We start from the raw sequence: 14,581 nt of genomic DNA, 5'->3' as shown, positions 1-14,581 counted from the left end.
TTGAGCTGGAATATCTGTGTCATCGGAGCAGGCAAGATCGGTCAGATGATCGCGACTTTGCTGCAATCTTCATCCAACTATTCGGTCACGGTTGCCGACCGCGATCTGGCGGCGTTGTCCGTGCTGAATCGGCAAGGAGTTTCGACCCGCCAGATTGATGTCAGCGATGAAACGCAGCTGGCTGAGGGTCTGAACGGTTTCGATGCGGTTATCTCGGCGGCTCCGTTTTTCCTGACCCCACGGATTGCCAAAGCCGCCAAATCGGCCGGCGCGCACTATTTTGACCTGACCGAAGATGTTGCCGCCACCAACGCGGTGCGCGAGTTGGCCGCCGACAGCGAGACGGCGTTTATGCCGCAATGCGGGTTGGCACCGGGTTTTGTCGGCATCGCCGGCGCGGCCTTGGCTGCCGAGTTCGATACGCTGGACAGCCTGCATATGCGGGTCGGGGCGCTGCCGCTCTATCCCACCAACGCATTGAAGTACAATCTGACCTGGTCCACCGATGGGCTGATCAACGAATATTGCAATCCGTGCGATGCCATCGTGAATGGCGAACGGGTCAAGACCGCTCCGCTCGAGGATTACGAGCGTTTGGGTCATGACGGGGTGGAATATGAATGCTTCAATACCTCGGGCGGGTTGGGCACGTTGCCAGAAACCCTGGACGGAAAGGCGCGGGACGTGTCGTACCGATCGATCCGCTACCCGGGACACCGTGACATTCTGCGTTTGCTGCTGAATGATCTTGGATTGGAACGTCGTCGCGACTTGATGAAGGAAATCTTCGAGACCGCGCTGCCGCGGACCGATCAGGATGTGGTTCTGGTTTATTGCACCGCAAAAGGCATGATCGATGGGGCTCTGCGCGAGAAATCCCTGATCAACAAATCTTATGCCCGTACCCTCAATGGTCAGGTCTGGAGCGCCATTCAGGTCACCACTGCTGCCGGTGTTCTGGGTGTGGTTGATCTGATGCGAACGGGTGCTTTGCCCGGCAAAGGGTTCGTGCGGCAAGAGCAGGTGAACCTGTCTGACTTCCTAAACACCGAATTCGGTCAGCTTTACCGCACCGGGGACATAACCAAACAGAACAAGGCGGCCTGAGATATGAAAGACATCGCTATGACAGCCCCAACAACCCTTGCAAATCTGGACCTGACAGCCGCTGAGCTGATGGGCGGCACACTGGCTGTACGCTCGCCCATTGATGGCGGCATTCTGGCCGAGGTACATGAAACGCCTGCGTCAGGGATGGGCACGGTGTTTGCCAATGCCAAGACGGCATTCAAGGCGTGGCGCACGGTTCCGGCCCCACGCCGGGGCGAACTGATCCGCCTGCTGGGCGAGGAATTGCGCGCCGCCAAGGACGATCTGGGTGCGCTGGTCAGCTGGGAAGCTGGTAAGATTACCTCGGAAGGTCTGGGTGAAGTGCAGGAGATGATCGACATCTGCGATTTCGCCGTCGGCCTGTCGCGCCAGCTTTATGGTTTGACCATCGCATCTGAGCGCCCGGGCCACCGGATGATGGAAACGTGGCACCCGGCAGGACCGGTGGGCGTGATCTCGGCCTTCAACTTCCCGGTGGCGGTCTGGTCGTGGAATGCCGCGCTGGCGCTGGTCTGCGGTGATCCGGTGATCTGGAAGCCGTCTGAAAAGACGCCGTTGACCGCGATGGCCTGCCAGAAGATCTTTGAACGTGCACTGGCCCGATTTGGCGATGCGCCCGACCACCTGCTGCAGACCCTGATCGGAGGTGCTGCGCTGGGCGAGGCGCTGGTGGCCAGCGAGGACGTGCCGGTCATTTCGGCGACCGGGTCCACACGGATGGGCCGTGCCGTAGCCCCCATCGTGGCGCAGCGGTTCGGGAAATGTATTCTCGAGCTTGGCGGCAATAACGCGATGATCGTGGGCCCTTCGGCCGATCTGGAAATGGCGGTGCGTGCGATTGTCTTTTCTGCTGTCGGCACAGCCGGTCAACGCTGCACCACGCTGCGCCGTCTGATCGTTCACAACTCGATCCGCGAGGAGTTGGTGAGCCGGTTGAAAAAAGCCTATGCCGGTCTGCCCATCGGCAATCCGCTGATCGAGGGCACTTTGATCGGTCCGCTGGTGGACGAAGCCTCGGGCGCGGCCATGACCGCTGCGCTGGACGCTGCAAAGGCCGAAGGCGGCGCAGTCTTTGGTGGCGACCGCGTGACCGAAAACGTCCCCGCCGGTGTCTATATGCAGCCCGCGATTGTCGAGATGCCTGGCCAGACAGCAACCGTAAAGACCGAAACCTTTGCGCCGATCCTCTATGTCATGGGGTACGACGCGTTCGACGAAGCCATCGAATTGCAAAATGACGTACCGCAAGGTCTGTCGTCTTGCGTATTCACTCTGAACATGCGCGAGGCCGAGCAATTCCTGACCGCAGCGGGATCGGATTGTGGCATTGCCAATGTCAATATCGGGCCATCGGGGGCCGAGATCGGTGGCGCATTTGGTGGCGAGAAGGAAACCGGTGGCGGGCGTGAAAGCGGCTCGGATGCGTGGAAGGCCTATATGCGCCGTCAGACCAACACCGTGAACTACTCAGCCGAGCTGCCGCTGGCGCAAGGCGTCAAGTTCGACATCTGATCGTGCTGTCGGCGGTACCTGATGGTGCCGCCGGCTCATCAATCTGCAAACAGATAATCCAATCGCATGATGGCCTGCGCCTGTTCCTGTGAAACATTCAGAAACCGGACAATGGCGTCTTCGTTTTCTGTCCGGTCGCTGGTTTCCCGCAGGCGTGCATGTCGATCCAACGCGGTGCCCCGGATCAATTCGGATTCGTATTCCATCGCGTTGTGCAAGGTTGGGACAAGCCGTGCCACGGTTTCGGTCGGGCTGTCCTGACCGGCCAACCCCACACGGCGGGCGTGGCCGATCAGGTAATCGTCGGAATATTCACACTCGACTTCAAGCACATGGGTTTTGACCTGATCTGCACAGAAGTCCTGAATGATTTCGATATCTGAGGGATCGATGCACAGAACCAGCCGGTTGGTTTCGAAACTTTCAAACAGCATCCGCACAAGAGCACGCCGGTGGCGGGACCGTTTGAGCAAGGTCGTTTCGATGCCGCCAAGATCGGGCAGAGCCGTATCCTGTTCGTTGAACAGATACTCGACACAAGGGATTTCGGTTTCGGACTTAATCTGATCGACCAGACGCTTGGCCACATGCCATTTCTTGCACACGATCAGGAAAACATCGCGGTCCGGTCCCAGCGTATTTCCGGCCTCCCAGAACCTTTGCTTGTGGCGGCGTCCGACGCGCCCTCTTGCGGTTAAGAAACTATGGAGATTGCGACCTTCATCCGAGATGTGAAAATCCACCCCATCCGCAGAATAGAGCTGGCCTAACCGGTCCTTCAGCTCATGTGCCTCGGGGCTGATTTTGCGGGCGAACAGAAAATCCTGCCCTAACAGCATGTCGTAATGGTCGTTATAAAATGTCACGGGCATTCCGTAGTCCGAGAACATCAGGAATGTGAGCGTTCGGTTGTCGATCTCTTCACGGGGAACAAGGTGGCGGACAAGCGTTTGAAAGAAAGTCTCATCCGGTATCCAGGTGGTCGAGAAAAAGCGGATTACGTCCGGGCGCTGGGCCAGGAATTCAAAGATCATTTCAACAGTATGACGGCGCAGACACCACCACTGACTGCCGATCATGACCTGGATGTCAGCCGGAACCTCGCGGGTCAGACCAAGTTTTTTCTGTACGTCATAGGATGTATAGAATCGTCTGCTCTGGGTGCGCTCATTGAAGAAATGGCGATAGATCAGCCGGTCTTCTTTCATGCCGGTCTTGATCCAGTTACTGGCAAAAAAGTCGTGGCTTTCGACAAAATCCCTGTCGTTGTCGTTCAGGAACTGATGCGCGTATTCCGCTGTTTTGATCGCCATGCAATCCCCTGACAGCATGTAGAAATGCGTCGCGCGGGGAAAGGCCTTGAGGGCGGCTTGCACTGCGTTCAATGTGGCCTGTACCAAAGACCACTCGCCCCAACCGCATTTGATGCGTTTGGTTGCAAAAGTGACATTCGAATTGGCCTGAAGAGCGCCCTGAATGCGTGCATAGGCCTCGCGACTTGCGCGGGCGTCAAAATGTATGGCCATGCAATCGCCAGCAGCGGTTAGCTGCTCGGCCTGCGCAATGATTGCGTCAGGGTCCTTGTGGCACAACAAAATGTAGGCAATTTTTGCCATTTCAGTTCTTTGTTATCCGTTTCTGCCCGGTTCCCTCTGTGATACTGAGGATGAACGATTGAATAAACAGATTATTTTTGGTTCTGTAGATACAAAAGCAGGCGCGAATAGTGAGTTACGACCTGTTGAGGAGGCGCAGCAAATGGGTTTTCCCGGTACATGGATGACCGAGAGCGAGAGCATGGTTTACCGTGTTGTCCCGAAATGTGCATGCTCAACCATCGGGCAAATCATGTATTTTTCGGATCATGGCCGTTTTTTTGACGGCGATATCCACGATGCCAAGGACGGGATGCATAAGTGGGCGTTCGGTCCCAGCCAGGAGCCGATTTCGACAAATGTCCGAAATCATAACTCCTTTTCTTTCACCTGCGTGCGGAACCCGTACACGCGAATTCTCAGTTCGTTCTTTGACAAGATCTGTGGAATTCAGCGCAACGGCAAACGGTATCGCGGCAATCTGGTGCCGACGCTGATCTACAATTACGGCATCGAGGTTGGCGGAGAGGACGGTCAGGGTGATTTCGACCAGGTCGCCAGTTTCCGCAGATTCCTGTTATTTGCTCGTGACACGATCAGGTGGCGCAGGCCCATGGACCCGGATATCCACTGGTCCGCCATGTCTGGCCATGTGTCGACGTTTATTGCAAATGGCGGACGATATGATCGCATCTTCTGGACCGAGAAGTTCAACGATGGGATGCAAGGTGTTCTGAGCAACTTGGACACGCCACACAAGGTGGCCCTGTCCGAAATCCCGCGGTTCAACGAATCCGAAGGCCACGGACCCAAACGAAAGCATCCTGTCGAGGACTATTTCGACGACCTGTCGATGCATCTTGTCTACGAGATCTACAAACAGGATTTCGATCTATTCAAATATGATTTTGAAGATCCGGCCAACAAGATGCCGATCGCCGAGATTGATCTGGATGAAGTCCACGCCAAGCTTGGGGATTGAGCTGGAAATCACCTTCCCCGCCCATCGGCAATGTATCTTGCGAAACATCTCCTCTGGTTGGGTCTGGCGCCGCGCTATGCGCCGCCCCAGGCCCAAGACCAAAGCGGATAGCGCCAGAAGGCGCGGGAGCGCTTTGGGAATTGATTGGGCCGGATCACTTGATTTGGTGTCCGGCCCTTATGTCTTAGACCTCCCGCACGGCCCCTTTTGCCGCGCTTGTTGTCAGTTTGGCATAGGCTTTGAGCGCGGTTGAGACTTTGCGCTTGCGGGGCGCTGCCGGTATCCAGCCTTTTGCATCCTGCTCCTGGCGTCGTTCGGCAAGCACTTCATCTGAGACTGCCAGATGGATCGAGCGGTTCGGGATGTCGATTTCGATCTGGTCACCCTGACGCACCAACCCGATCACACCGCCTTCGGCTGCTTCGGGTGAGACGTGGCCGATCGACAGGCCGGAGGTTCCACCCGAGAACCGTCCATCCGTCAGCAAAGCACAGGCTTTACCCAGACCTTTGGATTTCAGGTAAGACGTCGGGTACAGCATCTCCTGCATGCCCGGCCCGCCGCGCGGGCCTTCATAGCGGATGACCACCACGTCGCCCTCTTTGACCTTGCTGGTCAGAATGTCGTTCACCGCCTGATCCTGGCTTTCGCAGACATAGGCCGACCCGGTGAAGGTCAGGCTGGCCGGATCGACACCGGCTGTTTTCACGATACAGCCGTCGCGGGCAATATTGCCGAACAGAACCGCCAGACCGCCATCCTGGCTGAACGCATGTTCTTTCGACCGGATCACACCGCCTTCGCGGTCCGTGTCCAGCTCTTTGTACCGGTTTGACTGGCTGAAGGCCTGCGTGGTGCGCACACCGCCCGGCGCGGCCTTGAACAAGTCTTGCGCCTTGGGGTTGTTGGCCACCTTGATGTCCCAATTGGCAATCGCCTCACCCATCGTGCCGGAATGGACCGTGCTGCAATCCTCGTGCAGCAACCCGGCGCGGCTGAGTTCCCCGAGAATTGAGAAGATGCCACCGGCGCGGTGGACGTCTTCCATATGCACATTTTCGGTATTGGGTGCGACTTTGCACAGACAGGGCACCTGACGGCTGAGACGGTCCATGTCGGTCATTGTGAAATCCACCTCGCCCTCATGCGCGATGGCCAGCAGATGCAGCACCGTGTTGGTCGATCCGCCCATGGCGATATCCAGGCTCATGGCGTTTTCGAACGCCTCGAACGTGGCGATTTCGCGCGGGAGGAAGCCTTTCTCGTCCAGATCATAGTGCCGTTTGGTGATCTCGACGATCCGGCGACCGGCTTCAAGGAACAGCTCTTTGCGGTCCGCATGTGTGGCCAGAGTCGAGCCGTTGCCCGGCAGCGCCAGACCCAGCGCCTCGGCCAGACAGTTCATCGAGTTGGCGGTGAACATGCCCGAGCACGACCCGCAAGTCGGGCAGGCGTTTTCCTCGATATGCTGAACCTGCTCATCGGTGAACTTGTCGTCAGCGGCGGCCACCATAGCGTCCACGAGGTCGATCTTTTTGGCGTCCAGATCGGCGATGTCGATCTTGCCCGCCTCCATTGGCCCACCCGAGACGAAAATGGCGGGGATGTTCAGGCGCATCGCGGCCATCAGCATGCCGGGCGTGATCTTGTCACAGTTCGAGATGCAGACCATCGCGTCAGCACAGTGCGCGTTGACCATATATTCAACTGAATCCGCGATTACCTCACGCGAGGGCAGCGAATACAGCATCCCGTCATGTCCCATGGCGATACCGTCATCCACCGCGATGGTGTTGAATTCCTTGGCAACACCACCCGCCGCTTCGACCTCGCGGGCGACCATCTGGCCCAGATCCTTCAGGTGCACGTGGCCCGGCACGAACTGGGTGAACGAGTTGACGATGGCGATGATCGGCTTGCCGAAATCGTCGTCGCCCATGCCAGTCGCGCGCCACAGGCCGCGGGCACCGGCCATGTTGCGGCCATGGGTTGAGGTTCTGGATCGGTACAATGGCATGATGCTGTTTCCCTTTTGCCTCGGGTTGCATGTCTTGGGGTTTGTGCGTTATAGCGCACGTACCACATGTGCGCTATAACGCACAAGAGGATTCGAAAGACGGCATCATGGCACCGGACGAGATCACGCTGAAATTACGGGACATGCGGGCGGCATCCGGGCTGAGCCTGTCCAAAGTCGCCGAGATGACAGGCGTCAGCAAAGCCATGCTGGGGCAGATCGAGCGTGGCGAATCCAGCCCAACCATCGCCACTTTGTGGAAGATCGCCAAGGGGTTCCAACTGCCGCTGAGCGCGCTGATTGAAACCGCGAATGGGGACCCCTCTGTTTTTCAGACCGTGACTTTTCCGGGCAGCATCGAGGTCAAGATCGTCTTTCCGTTTGATTCCGCGCTAGGGGCCGAAACCTTTCACGTCAGTCTGACCCCAAACCAATGCCACGAGTCGCCCGCGCATGCGGCGGGCGTGACCGAAGAGGTCTTTGTCCTTTCCGGCACGCTTGAAATCTTGCGGGGTGAGGCCTGGGTGCCGCTGAACGCCGGACAGGGGCTGCGCTTTGCCGCCGATCTGCCGCATGGCTATCGTGCGGGCGGGCAGGGGGCTGCGTTTTTGAACATGCACCATTATGGGCAACACAGCGAGTTTCCTGAAAACGGCAAGGGCTGATCATGACTGCGTTTCTTGACACTTTGACCATCGCGGATGGAATCGGCTCAATCGGGGCGATGATCGTGGTTGCTGCGTATTTCGCCACGCAGATGCGGATGATGAATTCCGACGACCTGGCCTTTCCGGTGGTAAACCTGTTGGGGTCGATTCTGATCGTCTATTCGCTGCTTGAGAACTTCAATTTGGCCTCGATGCTGATCGAATCCTTCTGGATTTTGATCAGTCTGATCGGGATCGCTCAGTTTTTCCGCCTCAGGCGGGCCCGTTAGCGGTACAGGCCGCCATCCAGCCTTGAACAGACATGCGCGCGCGTATAGGGACAGACCAAGCGCGCATAGGGGAGGCATTGATGCAGGACGATCCCAAAACCCTCGTTTCAACCGAATGGCTTGCGGCCCATCTCAAGGATCCGGACCTGCGGGTCCTGGACGGATCATGGTATCTGCCGCAACACGGACGCGACGCCAAAGCGGAATATGACGCGACCCATATCCCCGGCGCGAGATTCTTTGACATTGATGATATTGCCAATCTTCGGTCGGACCTGCCGCATATGGTGCCTCCGGTCGAGAAATTCATGTCGCGCCTGCGGGCGATGGGCGTGGGGGATGGCCATCAGGTGGTGGTCTATGACGGCTCGGGGCTGTCCTCGGCTGCGCGGGTCTGGTGGATGTTCCGCCTGATGGGGCAGGACAACATTGCCGTGCTGGACGGTGGCTTGCCGAAATGGCTGGCCGAGGGGCGAGAGGTTGAAGACCTGCCGCCTGTTATCCGCGACCGCCACATGACCGTGCGGGTTCAGAACCATCTTGTGCGTGATGTCACGCAGGTATCTGCCGCCGCCAAGCTGGGGGATCACGAGATCATTGACGCACGCGCAGCCGGCCGCTTCGCAGGTACCGATCCCGAGCCGCGCGAAGGGCTGCGGTCTGGTCGTATCCCCGGATCACGAAACGTCCCCTTCGGCACCTTGCTGAACAAGAATCACACGATGAAATCGCCCGAGGAATGCCGCGCCATTTTCGAGGCCGCTGGCGTTGACCTGTCGAAACCGGCGATTACCTCATGCGGGTCGGGTGTGACTGCCGCGATTCTCAGCCTTGCGCTAGAGCGCATGGGCAAGAAAGACCACTCGCTTTATGACGGCTCCTGGGCTGAATGGGGTGCCTTCCCGACCCTGCCCGTCGCAACCGGAGAGACCTGATGTTTGAACATCTCAAGCCGCAACCTGCCGACAAGATTCTAGCGCTGATGCAGATGTACCGCGAAGACCCGCGCGATCAGAAGATCGACCTGGGTGTTGGCGTCTACAAGAATGCCGAAGGCATCACGCCAGTGATGCGCGCGGTCAAGGCCGCCGAAAAGCGCATTCTGGAAGAGCAGGAGAGCAAGGCCTATACCGGATTGGCGGGCGATCCGGCCTATGCTGATGCGATGATTGGCCTGATCCTGGGCACCTCGGTTCCACGCGGCAACATCGCTGCCGTGGCGACGCCCGGCGGAACCGGTGCCTGCCGTCAGGCATTTGAGATGATCCGCATGGCCAACCCCTCGGCCCGCGTGTTCGTCTCGAACCCGACCTGGCCAAACCATCTGTCGATCCTGAATTACCTGGGGATCGAAGCGGTTCCATACCGTTATTTCGATGGCGAGACTCGTGGCGTCGATTTCGACGGCATGATTGCCGATCTGAAAACTGCCAAGTCGGGCGATGTGGTGTTGTTGCACGGCTGTTGCCACAACCCGACCGGGGCCAACCTGAACCTGGTGCAGTGGCAGGAAGTGGTGAACATCATCAACGAGCTTGGCCTCGTGGCGATGATCGACATTGCCTATCAGGGTTTTGGCGACGGTCTGGAAGAGGATGCGCAGGCGACCCGCCTTGTTGCGTCTTCAGTCAAGGAATGCCTGATTGCCGCGTCGTGTTCCAAGAATTTCGGCGTCTACCGTGAACGCACCGGCCTATTGATGGCCATCAGCGCAGATGCGGGACAGACCGCGCTGAACCAGAGCACGCTGGCCTTTCTGAACCGCCAGAACTATTCATTCCCGCCCGACCACGGCGCGCGCGTGGTCACCACGATCCTGACCGACCCCGTCCTGCGGGCCGACTGGGAGGCCGAGCTGGAAGAGATCCGCTTGTCCATGCTGGGGCTGCGCCAGCAACTGGCCGATGAGCTGCAACGCCACAGCGGCTCCGACCGGTTCGGCTTTGTCGCCCAGCATCGCGGCATGTTCTCGCGCTTGGGCGCGGCACCGGAACTGGTGGAACAACTGCGCGCTGATCACGGCATCTACATGGTCGGCGACAGCCGTCTGAACATTGCCGGGCTGAATGCCAACACGGTTCCGATTCTGGCCAAAGCGATTATCGACGTCGGAGTTTAAATCTGCGGAAAAAAAAGAAACCCGGGCGACACCGCCCGGGTTTTTGTTGGATTGGGTTGGATATCAGCCCTTGGAGAACTCCGGGTACGCTTCCATGCCCAGTTCCGCCATGTCCAGGCCGTTGATCTCATCCTCTTCGCTGACTCGAATGCCGACGGTGGACTTCAGGATCGACCACAGGATCAAAGCGCCGACAAAGGTGAACAGACCGTAGGCGAGGATACCCAGCAGCTGCGTACCCAGGCTGGCTTCGCCGTAAAAGATCACGGCGATGGTGCCCCAGATCCCGGCGAACAGGTGAACCGGGATGGCACCGACAACGTCGTCGATCTTGAACTTGTCCAGCATCGGAACCGCGAAGACCACGATGATACCGCCTACGGCACCGATCCACAGCGCGCCGAACAGCGTCGGGGCCAGCGGTTCCGCAGTGATCGACACCAGGCCGGCCAGCGCGCCGTTCAGCACCATGGTCAGATCAGGCTTTTTGTACAGCAGCTGTGTCAGGATCAGGGCTGCCACTGCGCCTGCTGCTGCGGCCATGTTGGTGTTAGCAAAGATGCGCGACACGTCGGATACGTCACCCACGGTTCCCATCGCCAGCTGCGAGCCGCCGTTGAAGCCGAACCATCCCAGCCACAGGATGAATGTCCCCAAAGTGGCCAGCGCCAGGTTCGAACCGGGCATCGGATGAACCTTGCCGTCTTTGTACTTGCCAATCCGCGGACCCAGGATCAGGGCACCTGCCAGAGCTGCCCAGCCGCCAACCGAATGCACGATGGTCGAGCCAGCAAAATCCGAGAAACCAGCCTCGGACAACCAGCCACCGCCCCACTGCCATGAGCCAGAGATCGGGTACATGACGCCGGTCAGAACAATCACGAAAACCAGGAAGGGCCACAGCTTGATACGTTCAGCTACAGCACCCGATACGATCGACGCGGTTGCGGCCACAAACACCAGCTGGAAGAAGAAGTCCGAACCAACCGAAGCATAATCCAATGCCGCGGCGTCAGCACCCACGCCCACCGGATCCAGGACTGTGGTTTTGAAGAACGGTCCAACCCACCCCGCGATGGTCCAGCCGTCGCCGGGATACATCAGGTTGAAGCCGATCAGCCAGTACATGATCGCGGCAAAGGAAAACAGCGCCACGTTCTTGATCATCTGCATGGCCACGTTTTTCGACCGCACCAGCCCGCCTTCGAGCATGGCAAAGCCGGCGGCCATGAAGAACACCAGGAACCCTGCCATCAGAAACAGCAGCGTGGTGAAGATGTATTGTGTGTGCAGCGCGGCTTCGCCGGTGGCGGCCTCCTGCGCTAGGCCAATCTGCGGCAGCGCGACTATCGCGGCGGCAGGGATGAGAGATTTCATCAGGTTCATTGTCAGTCCTCGAATAGTGTTGAGTGGGGGCGCTTAAAGCGCCTCTTCGTTCGTTTCCCCGGTCCGCACGCGCAGGGCCTGCTCAACGTCGAGGACGAAAATCTTGCCGTCGCCGATCTTGCCGGTCTTGGCGGATTTGGTGATGGTTTCTACGATCTGGTCGGCCATCGTGGCGGGCACCACGATCTCAAGCTTGATCTTGGGTACAAAGTTCACCGCGTATTCGGCACCGCGATAGATTTCCGTGTGCCCCGATTGCGAGCCGAAGCCCTTGATCTCGGTTACCATCATGCCGCGTATGCCCGCGTCGGTCAGTGCCTCGCGCACCTCCTCGAGCTTGAACGGTTTGATTGTTGCAATAATCAGTTTCACGCTGTTCCCCTCTGCTTCCCCGGTCTGTCCGGCGTGTTTGCACCTGCAGAAAAAGAGCGTGCCGAAGCTGTGTAAGGAACGGTTCAGTGGTCAAATTCGGGAGGAATTGGTGAGTGAGTGCACAATTTTTGCACAGATTCTGCATATCGACTAAAATATAGGCGCGTTAGAGAGGGTGCATTCCGGAAATTCAGACCTCTACTTCATCGGTATAGCAGGGTATGGTGCCTCAAAACGATAACCGGGCAGAGTTTGAGCATGACTGAGTCCAGGCGCCGCAAGGCACCGCTTGTGGCGGACAAAAGATACGCGTCGAAGGGGCGAAAACCCACGGCGACCAAAGGCACTGCGAAACCCGCAGGCAAAAAGGCTGCGGCGCGCAAAACGACAACCCGCAAAAGCACACGGAGAAAGACACGCCGGAAATCCGGCGGTGGTGGTGGCTTTTTTCGCCGGTTGTTTCGCTGGGTCTGGCGCCTGATCTGGGGGGTAAGCTGGCGCGTGGGCGCTGTGGCTGCCCTGTTGCTGGCGCTGGCTGTCGGGGTTGTCTATACGTCTTTGCCTGATGTCGATGCTTTGCTAGACGGGCGCGCGCGCGGGTCGGTCACGTTGTTGGATCGGGATGGCAAAGTCTTTGCCTGGCGTGGGGATCAGTTCGGCGGGGTAATCACCGCGGACACGGTTTCTCCGTATCTGAAAAATGCAGTGGTCGCCACCGAGGACAAGCGATTCTACCGCCATTTCGGCGTCAGTCCTCGGGGTGTCGCTAGCGCTGTGCGTATCAACCTGCGCGAAGGCCGAGGTCCGCTGTCTGGCCATGGCGGATCGACCATCACCCAGCAAACGGCCAAACTGTTGTGTCTGGGCGTGCCATATGTCCCTAGTGAGTGGGAGTCTGAGGCCGCCTATGAGGCTGACTGCCGTCAGGGATCCCTGTGGCGCAAGGGCAAAGAGGCTGTCTATGCGATCGCGATGGAGGTCAAATACTCCAAGGATGAAATCCTGACCATCTATCTGAACCGTGCCTTCCTCGGGTCCGGTGCGCGGGGCTTTGAGGCGGCAAGCCAGCGCTATTTCGGGATTTCTGCCGCCGAGGTCAGCCCCTCGCAGGCGGCGATGCTGGCCGGTCTGCTGGTGGCGCCGACGCGCTATGCGCCGACAAACAACCTGCAACGCTCGCAGGATCGGGCGCAGTTGGTGATCGGGCTGATGGAGGCGCAGGGCTATCTGACCACTGCTCAAGCTAGCGGTGCCCGCAGCAGCCCGGCGCAACTGTCTGCGGCTGCGGCTGCACGCGCCGGCGGGTATTTTGCCGATTGGGTCATCACGGAATTGCCCAGCTTTTTTGGGTCCGACACCACCGATGATGTAGTGATCCGAACTACGCTCGACCAGCGCCTGCAGAAATCCGCAGAAGAGGCGTTGCAATACATCTTTGAAGAAAAGGTGCGCGAAGGGTCCAAGGCGCAAGCTGCCATCGTGGTGATGTCCGCAGATGGTGCCGTGCGGGCGATGGTCGGCGGGCGCAAGACCCGCGTATCGGGCGCATTCAACCGGGCCACACAGGCGCTGAGGCAAACAGGGTCGTCCTTCAAACCCTTCGTCTATGCTACCGCGTTGGAACTGGGCTATTCGCCTCTGGATACGGTGGTGGACGAGCCCTATTGCATCAATATCGCTGGTTCGGGGCAATGGTGCCCCAAGAACTATACCAACAAGCATTATGGGCGCGTCACGCTTGCTGATGCCCTCAAGAACTCGTTGAACATCCCGGCCGTGAAAGTGGCCGAGGTTGCCGGTTTGGAAAATGTCCGTACCGTCGCCAGTGAGTTTGGCATTGAAAGCAATCTGGCCGAGGGACCCGCGCTGGCGCTGGGCGCATCGGAAAGCACGTTGATCGAGATGACGGGGGCCTATGCCGGTATCCTGAACGGCGGTTCTGCAGTTGAGCCCTATGGGTTGACCGAGCTGAAGCTGCTGGGCGACGACGCCCCTCTGATGGCGACGAGCACCGGCATCGGTGAGCGGGTGATCAACGGTAAGGCTGCCAAGCAACTGACCTGGATGATGGAACGTGTCGTGTCCGAAGGCACGGGCGGGCGCGCGAAACTACCCGGCTGGCAGGTGGCAGGTAAGACCGGCACCACGCAGGCGGCGCGGGATGCCTGGTTCATCGGGTTCACGGCTGATTATGTGACCGGAGTCTGGATGGGTTATGACGACAACACCCCCCTGTCCGGCGTGACTGGCGGCGGGTTGCCAGCCGAGATTTGGAAAGAGACGATGGTGCGCGTGACCGAGGGGATGACGCCCACACCGCTGCCAATGCTGGCCCCCGATCCGCCCGTCCGGCAAGAGCAACCGAGGCGTCAGCGCCGCAATCAGGGCAATGGGTTCGAAAATGCGATCAACAACCTGCTGAACAACCTCTTTGGCAACTGATGTAGGCAAGGGAAAGTCGGCGCGCAGGGTCAGCCAATGACAGCATATTGTGCGGAATGCCCGATTTGCATCCGTATCAACGTGAATTCCACGTCTGAACTGCTCTGCC

Annotated in this window: 12 protein-coding genes; 8 read left to right on the top strand and 4 right to left on the bottom strand. The window is 58.7% G+C overall.

The window, feature by feature from the left end:
- Window positions 1-1,107 carry a saccharopine dehydrogenase family protein gene (locus tag AC2FH2_RS11405; protein WP_271950947.1) on the top strand — a complete coding sequence of 369 codons (1,107 nt, stop codon included), beginning with the start codon at window positions 1-3 and terminating at the stop codon, window positions 1,105-1,107.
- Between the two features lie 18 nt (window positions 1,108-1,125).
- The gene (amaB, locus tag AC2FH2_RS11400) at window positions 1,126-2,622 is read left to right on the top strand and encodes an L-piperidine-6-carboxylate dehydrogenase (protein WP_496823630.1); all 1,497 of its coding nucleotides are present in this window, start codon (window positions 1,126-1,128) and stop codon (window positions 2,620-2,622) included.
- A gap of 38 nt (window positions 2,623-2,660) precedes the next feature.
- On the opposite strand, the gene AC2FH2_RS11395 is transcribed toward amaB, so the two are convergent.
- Window positions 2,661-4,238, bottom strand: coding sequence for a DUF5928 domain-containing protein (locus AC2FH2_RS11395; protein WP_496823608.1), 1,578 nt, complete (start codon window positions 4,236-4,238; stop codon window positions 2,661-2,663).
- Between the two features lie 142 nt (window positions 4,239-4,380).
- Between AC2FH2_RS11395 and AC2FH2_RS11390 the strand changes: the two genes are divergently transcribed.
- Entirely contained in the window at window positions 4,381-5,199 is an 819-nt protein-coding gene (locus tag AC2FH2_RS11390) for a sulfotransferase family protein (protein ID WP_142638414.1), read from the top strand.
- Between the two features lie 184 nt (window positions 5,200-5,383).
- On the opposite strand, the gene ilvD is transcribed toward AC2FH2_RS11390, so the two are convergent.
- Window positions 5,384-7,216 carry a dihydroxy-acid dehydratase gene (gene ilvD / locus AC2FH2_RS11385; protein ID WP_142638412.1) on the bottom strand — a complete coding sequence of 611 codons (1,833 nt, stop codon included), beginning with the start codon at window positions 7,214-7,216 and terminating at the stop codon, window positions 5,384-5,386.
- Between the two features lie 107 nt (window positions 7,217-7,323).
- On the opposite strand from ilvD, the gene AC2FH2_RS11380 reads away from it, so the two are divergent.
- The 4 genes from AC2FH2_RS11380 to AC2FH2_RS11365 all read left to right on the top strand — a co-directional run bounded on the left by AC2FH2_RS11380 (window position 7,324) and on the right by AC2FH2_RS11365 (window position 10,272).
- Window positions 7,324-7,881, top strand: a complete 558-nt coding sequence (locus AC2FH2_RS11380; RefSeq protein WP_271950992.1) for a helix-turn-helix domain-containing protein — start codon at window positions 7,324-7,326, stop codon at window positions 7,879-7,881.
- 2 nt (window positions 7,882-7,883) lie between these two features.
- Window positions 7,884-8,153: a CBU_0592 family membrane protein gene (locus AC2FH2_RS11375; protein WP_281995556.1), complete on the top strand. Its 270-nt coding sequence runs from the start codon at window positions 7,884-7,886 to the stop codon at window positions 8,151-8,153.
- A gap of 80 nt (window positions 8,154-8,233) precedes the next feature.
- On the top strand, window positions 8,234-9,088 hold the full coding sequence (sseA, locus tag AC2FH2_RS11370; protein ID WP_496823606.1) for a 3-mercaptopyruvate sulfurtransferase: 855 nt from the start codon (window positions 8,234-8,236) through the stop codon (window positions 9,086-9,088).
- Window positions 9,088-10,272 (top strand): amino acid aminotransferase, encoded by a 1,185-nt coding sequence (locus AC2FH2_RS11365; RefSeq protein WP_496823604.1) that lies wholly within the window; start codon window positions 9,088-9,090, stop codon window positions 10,270-10,272. Before sseA ends, AC2FH2_RS11365 begins: the two co-directional genes overlap by 1 nt.
- 63 nt (window positions 10,273-10,335) lie before the next feature.
- Here the strand turns inward: AC2FH2_RS11365 and AC2FH2_RS11360 are convergent, their stop codons facing one another.
- Both AC2FH2_RS11360 and AC2FH2_RS11355 read right to left on the bottom strand, forming a co-directional pair.
- Window positions 10,336-11,658 carry an ammonium transporter gene (locus tag AC2FH2_RS11360; RefSeq protein WP_142638405.1) on the bottom strand — a complete coding sequence of 441 codons (1,323 nt, stop codon included), beginning with the start codon at window positions 11,656-11,658 and terminating at the stop codon, window positions 10,336-10,338.
- A gap of 33 nt (window positions 11,659-11,691) precedes the next feature.
- Window positions 11,692-12,030 (bottom strand): P-II family nitrogen regulator, encoded by a 339-nt coding sequence (locus tag AC2FH2_RS11355; RefSeq protein WP_142638403.1) that lies wholly within the window; start codon window positions 12,028-12,030, stop codon window positions 11,692-11,694.
- Between the two features lie 258 nt (window positions 12,031-12,288).
- Here AC2FH2_RS11355 and AC2FH2_RS11350 point away from each other — a divergent pair, with 258 nt between their 5' ends.
- A complete protein-coding gene (locus AC2FH2_RS11350) occupies window positions 12,289-14,472 on the top strand; it encodes a transglycosylase domain-containing protein (RefSeq protein ID WP_496823602.1) in 2,184 nt (727 codons plus the stop codon).
- Window positions 14,473-14,581 lie beyond the last annotated feature (109 nt).

Source organism: Ruegeria sp. YTSA105 (assembly GCF_059610225.1).
This window is presented reverse-complemented; position numbering and strand designations above follow the sequence as displayed.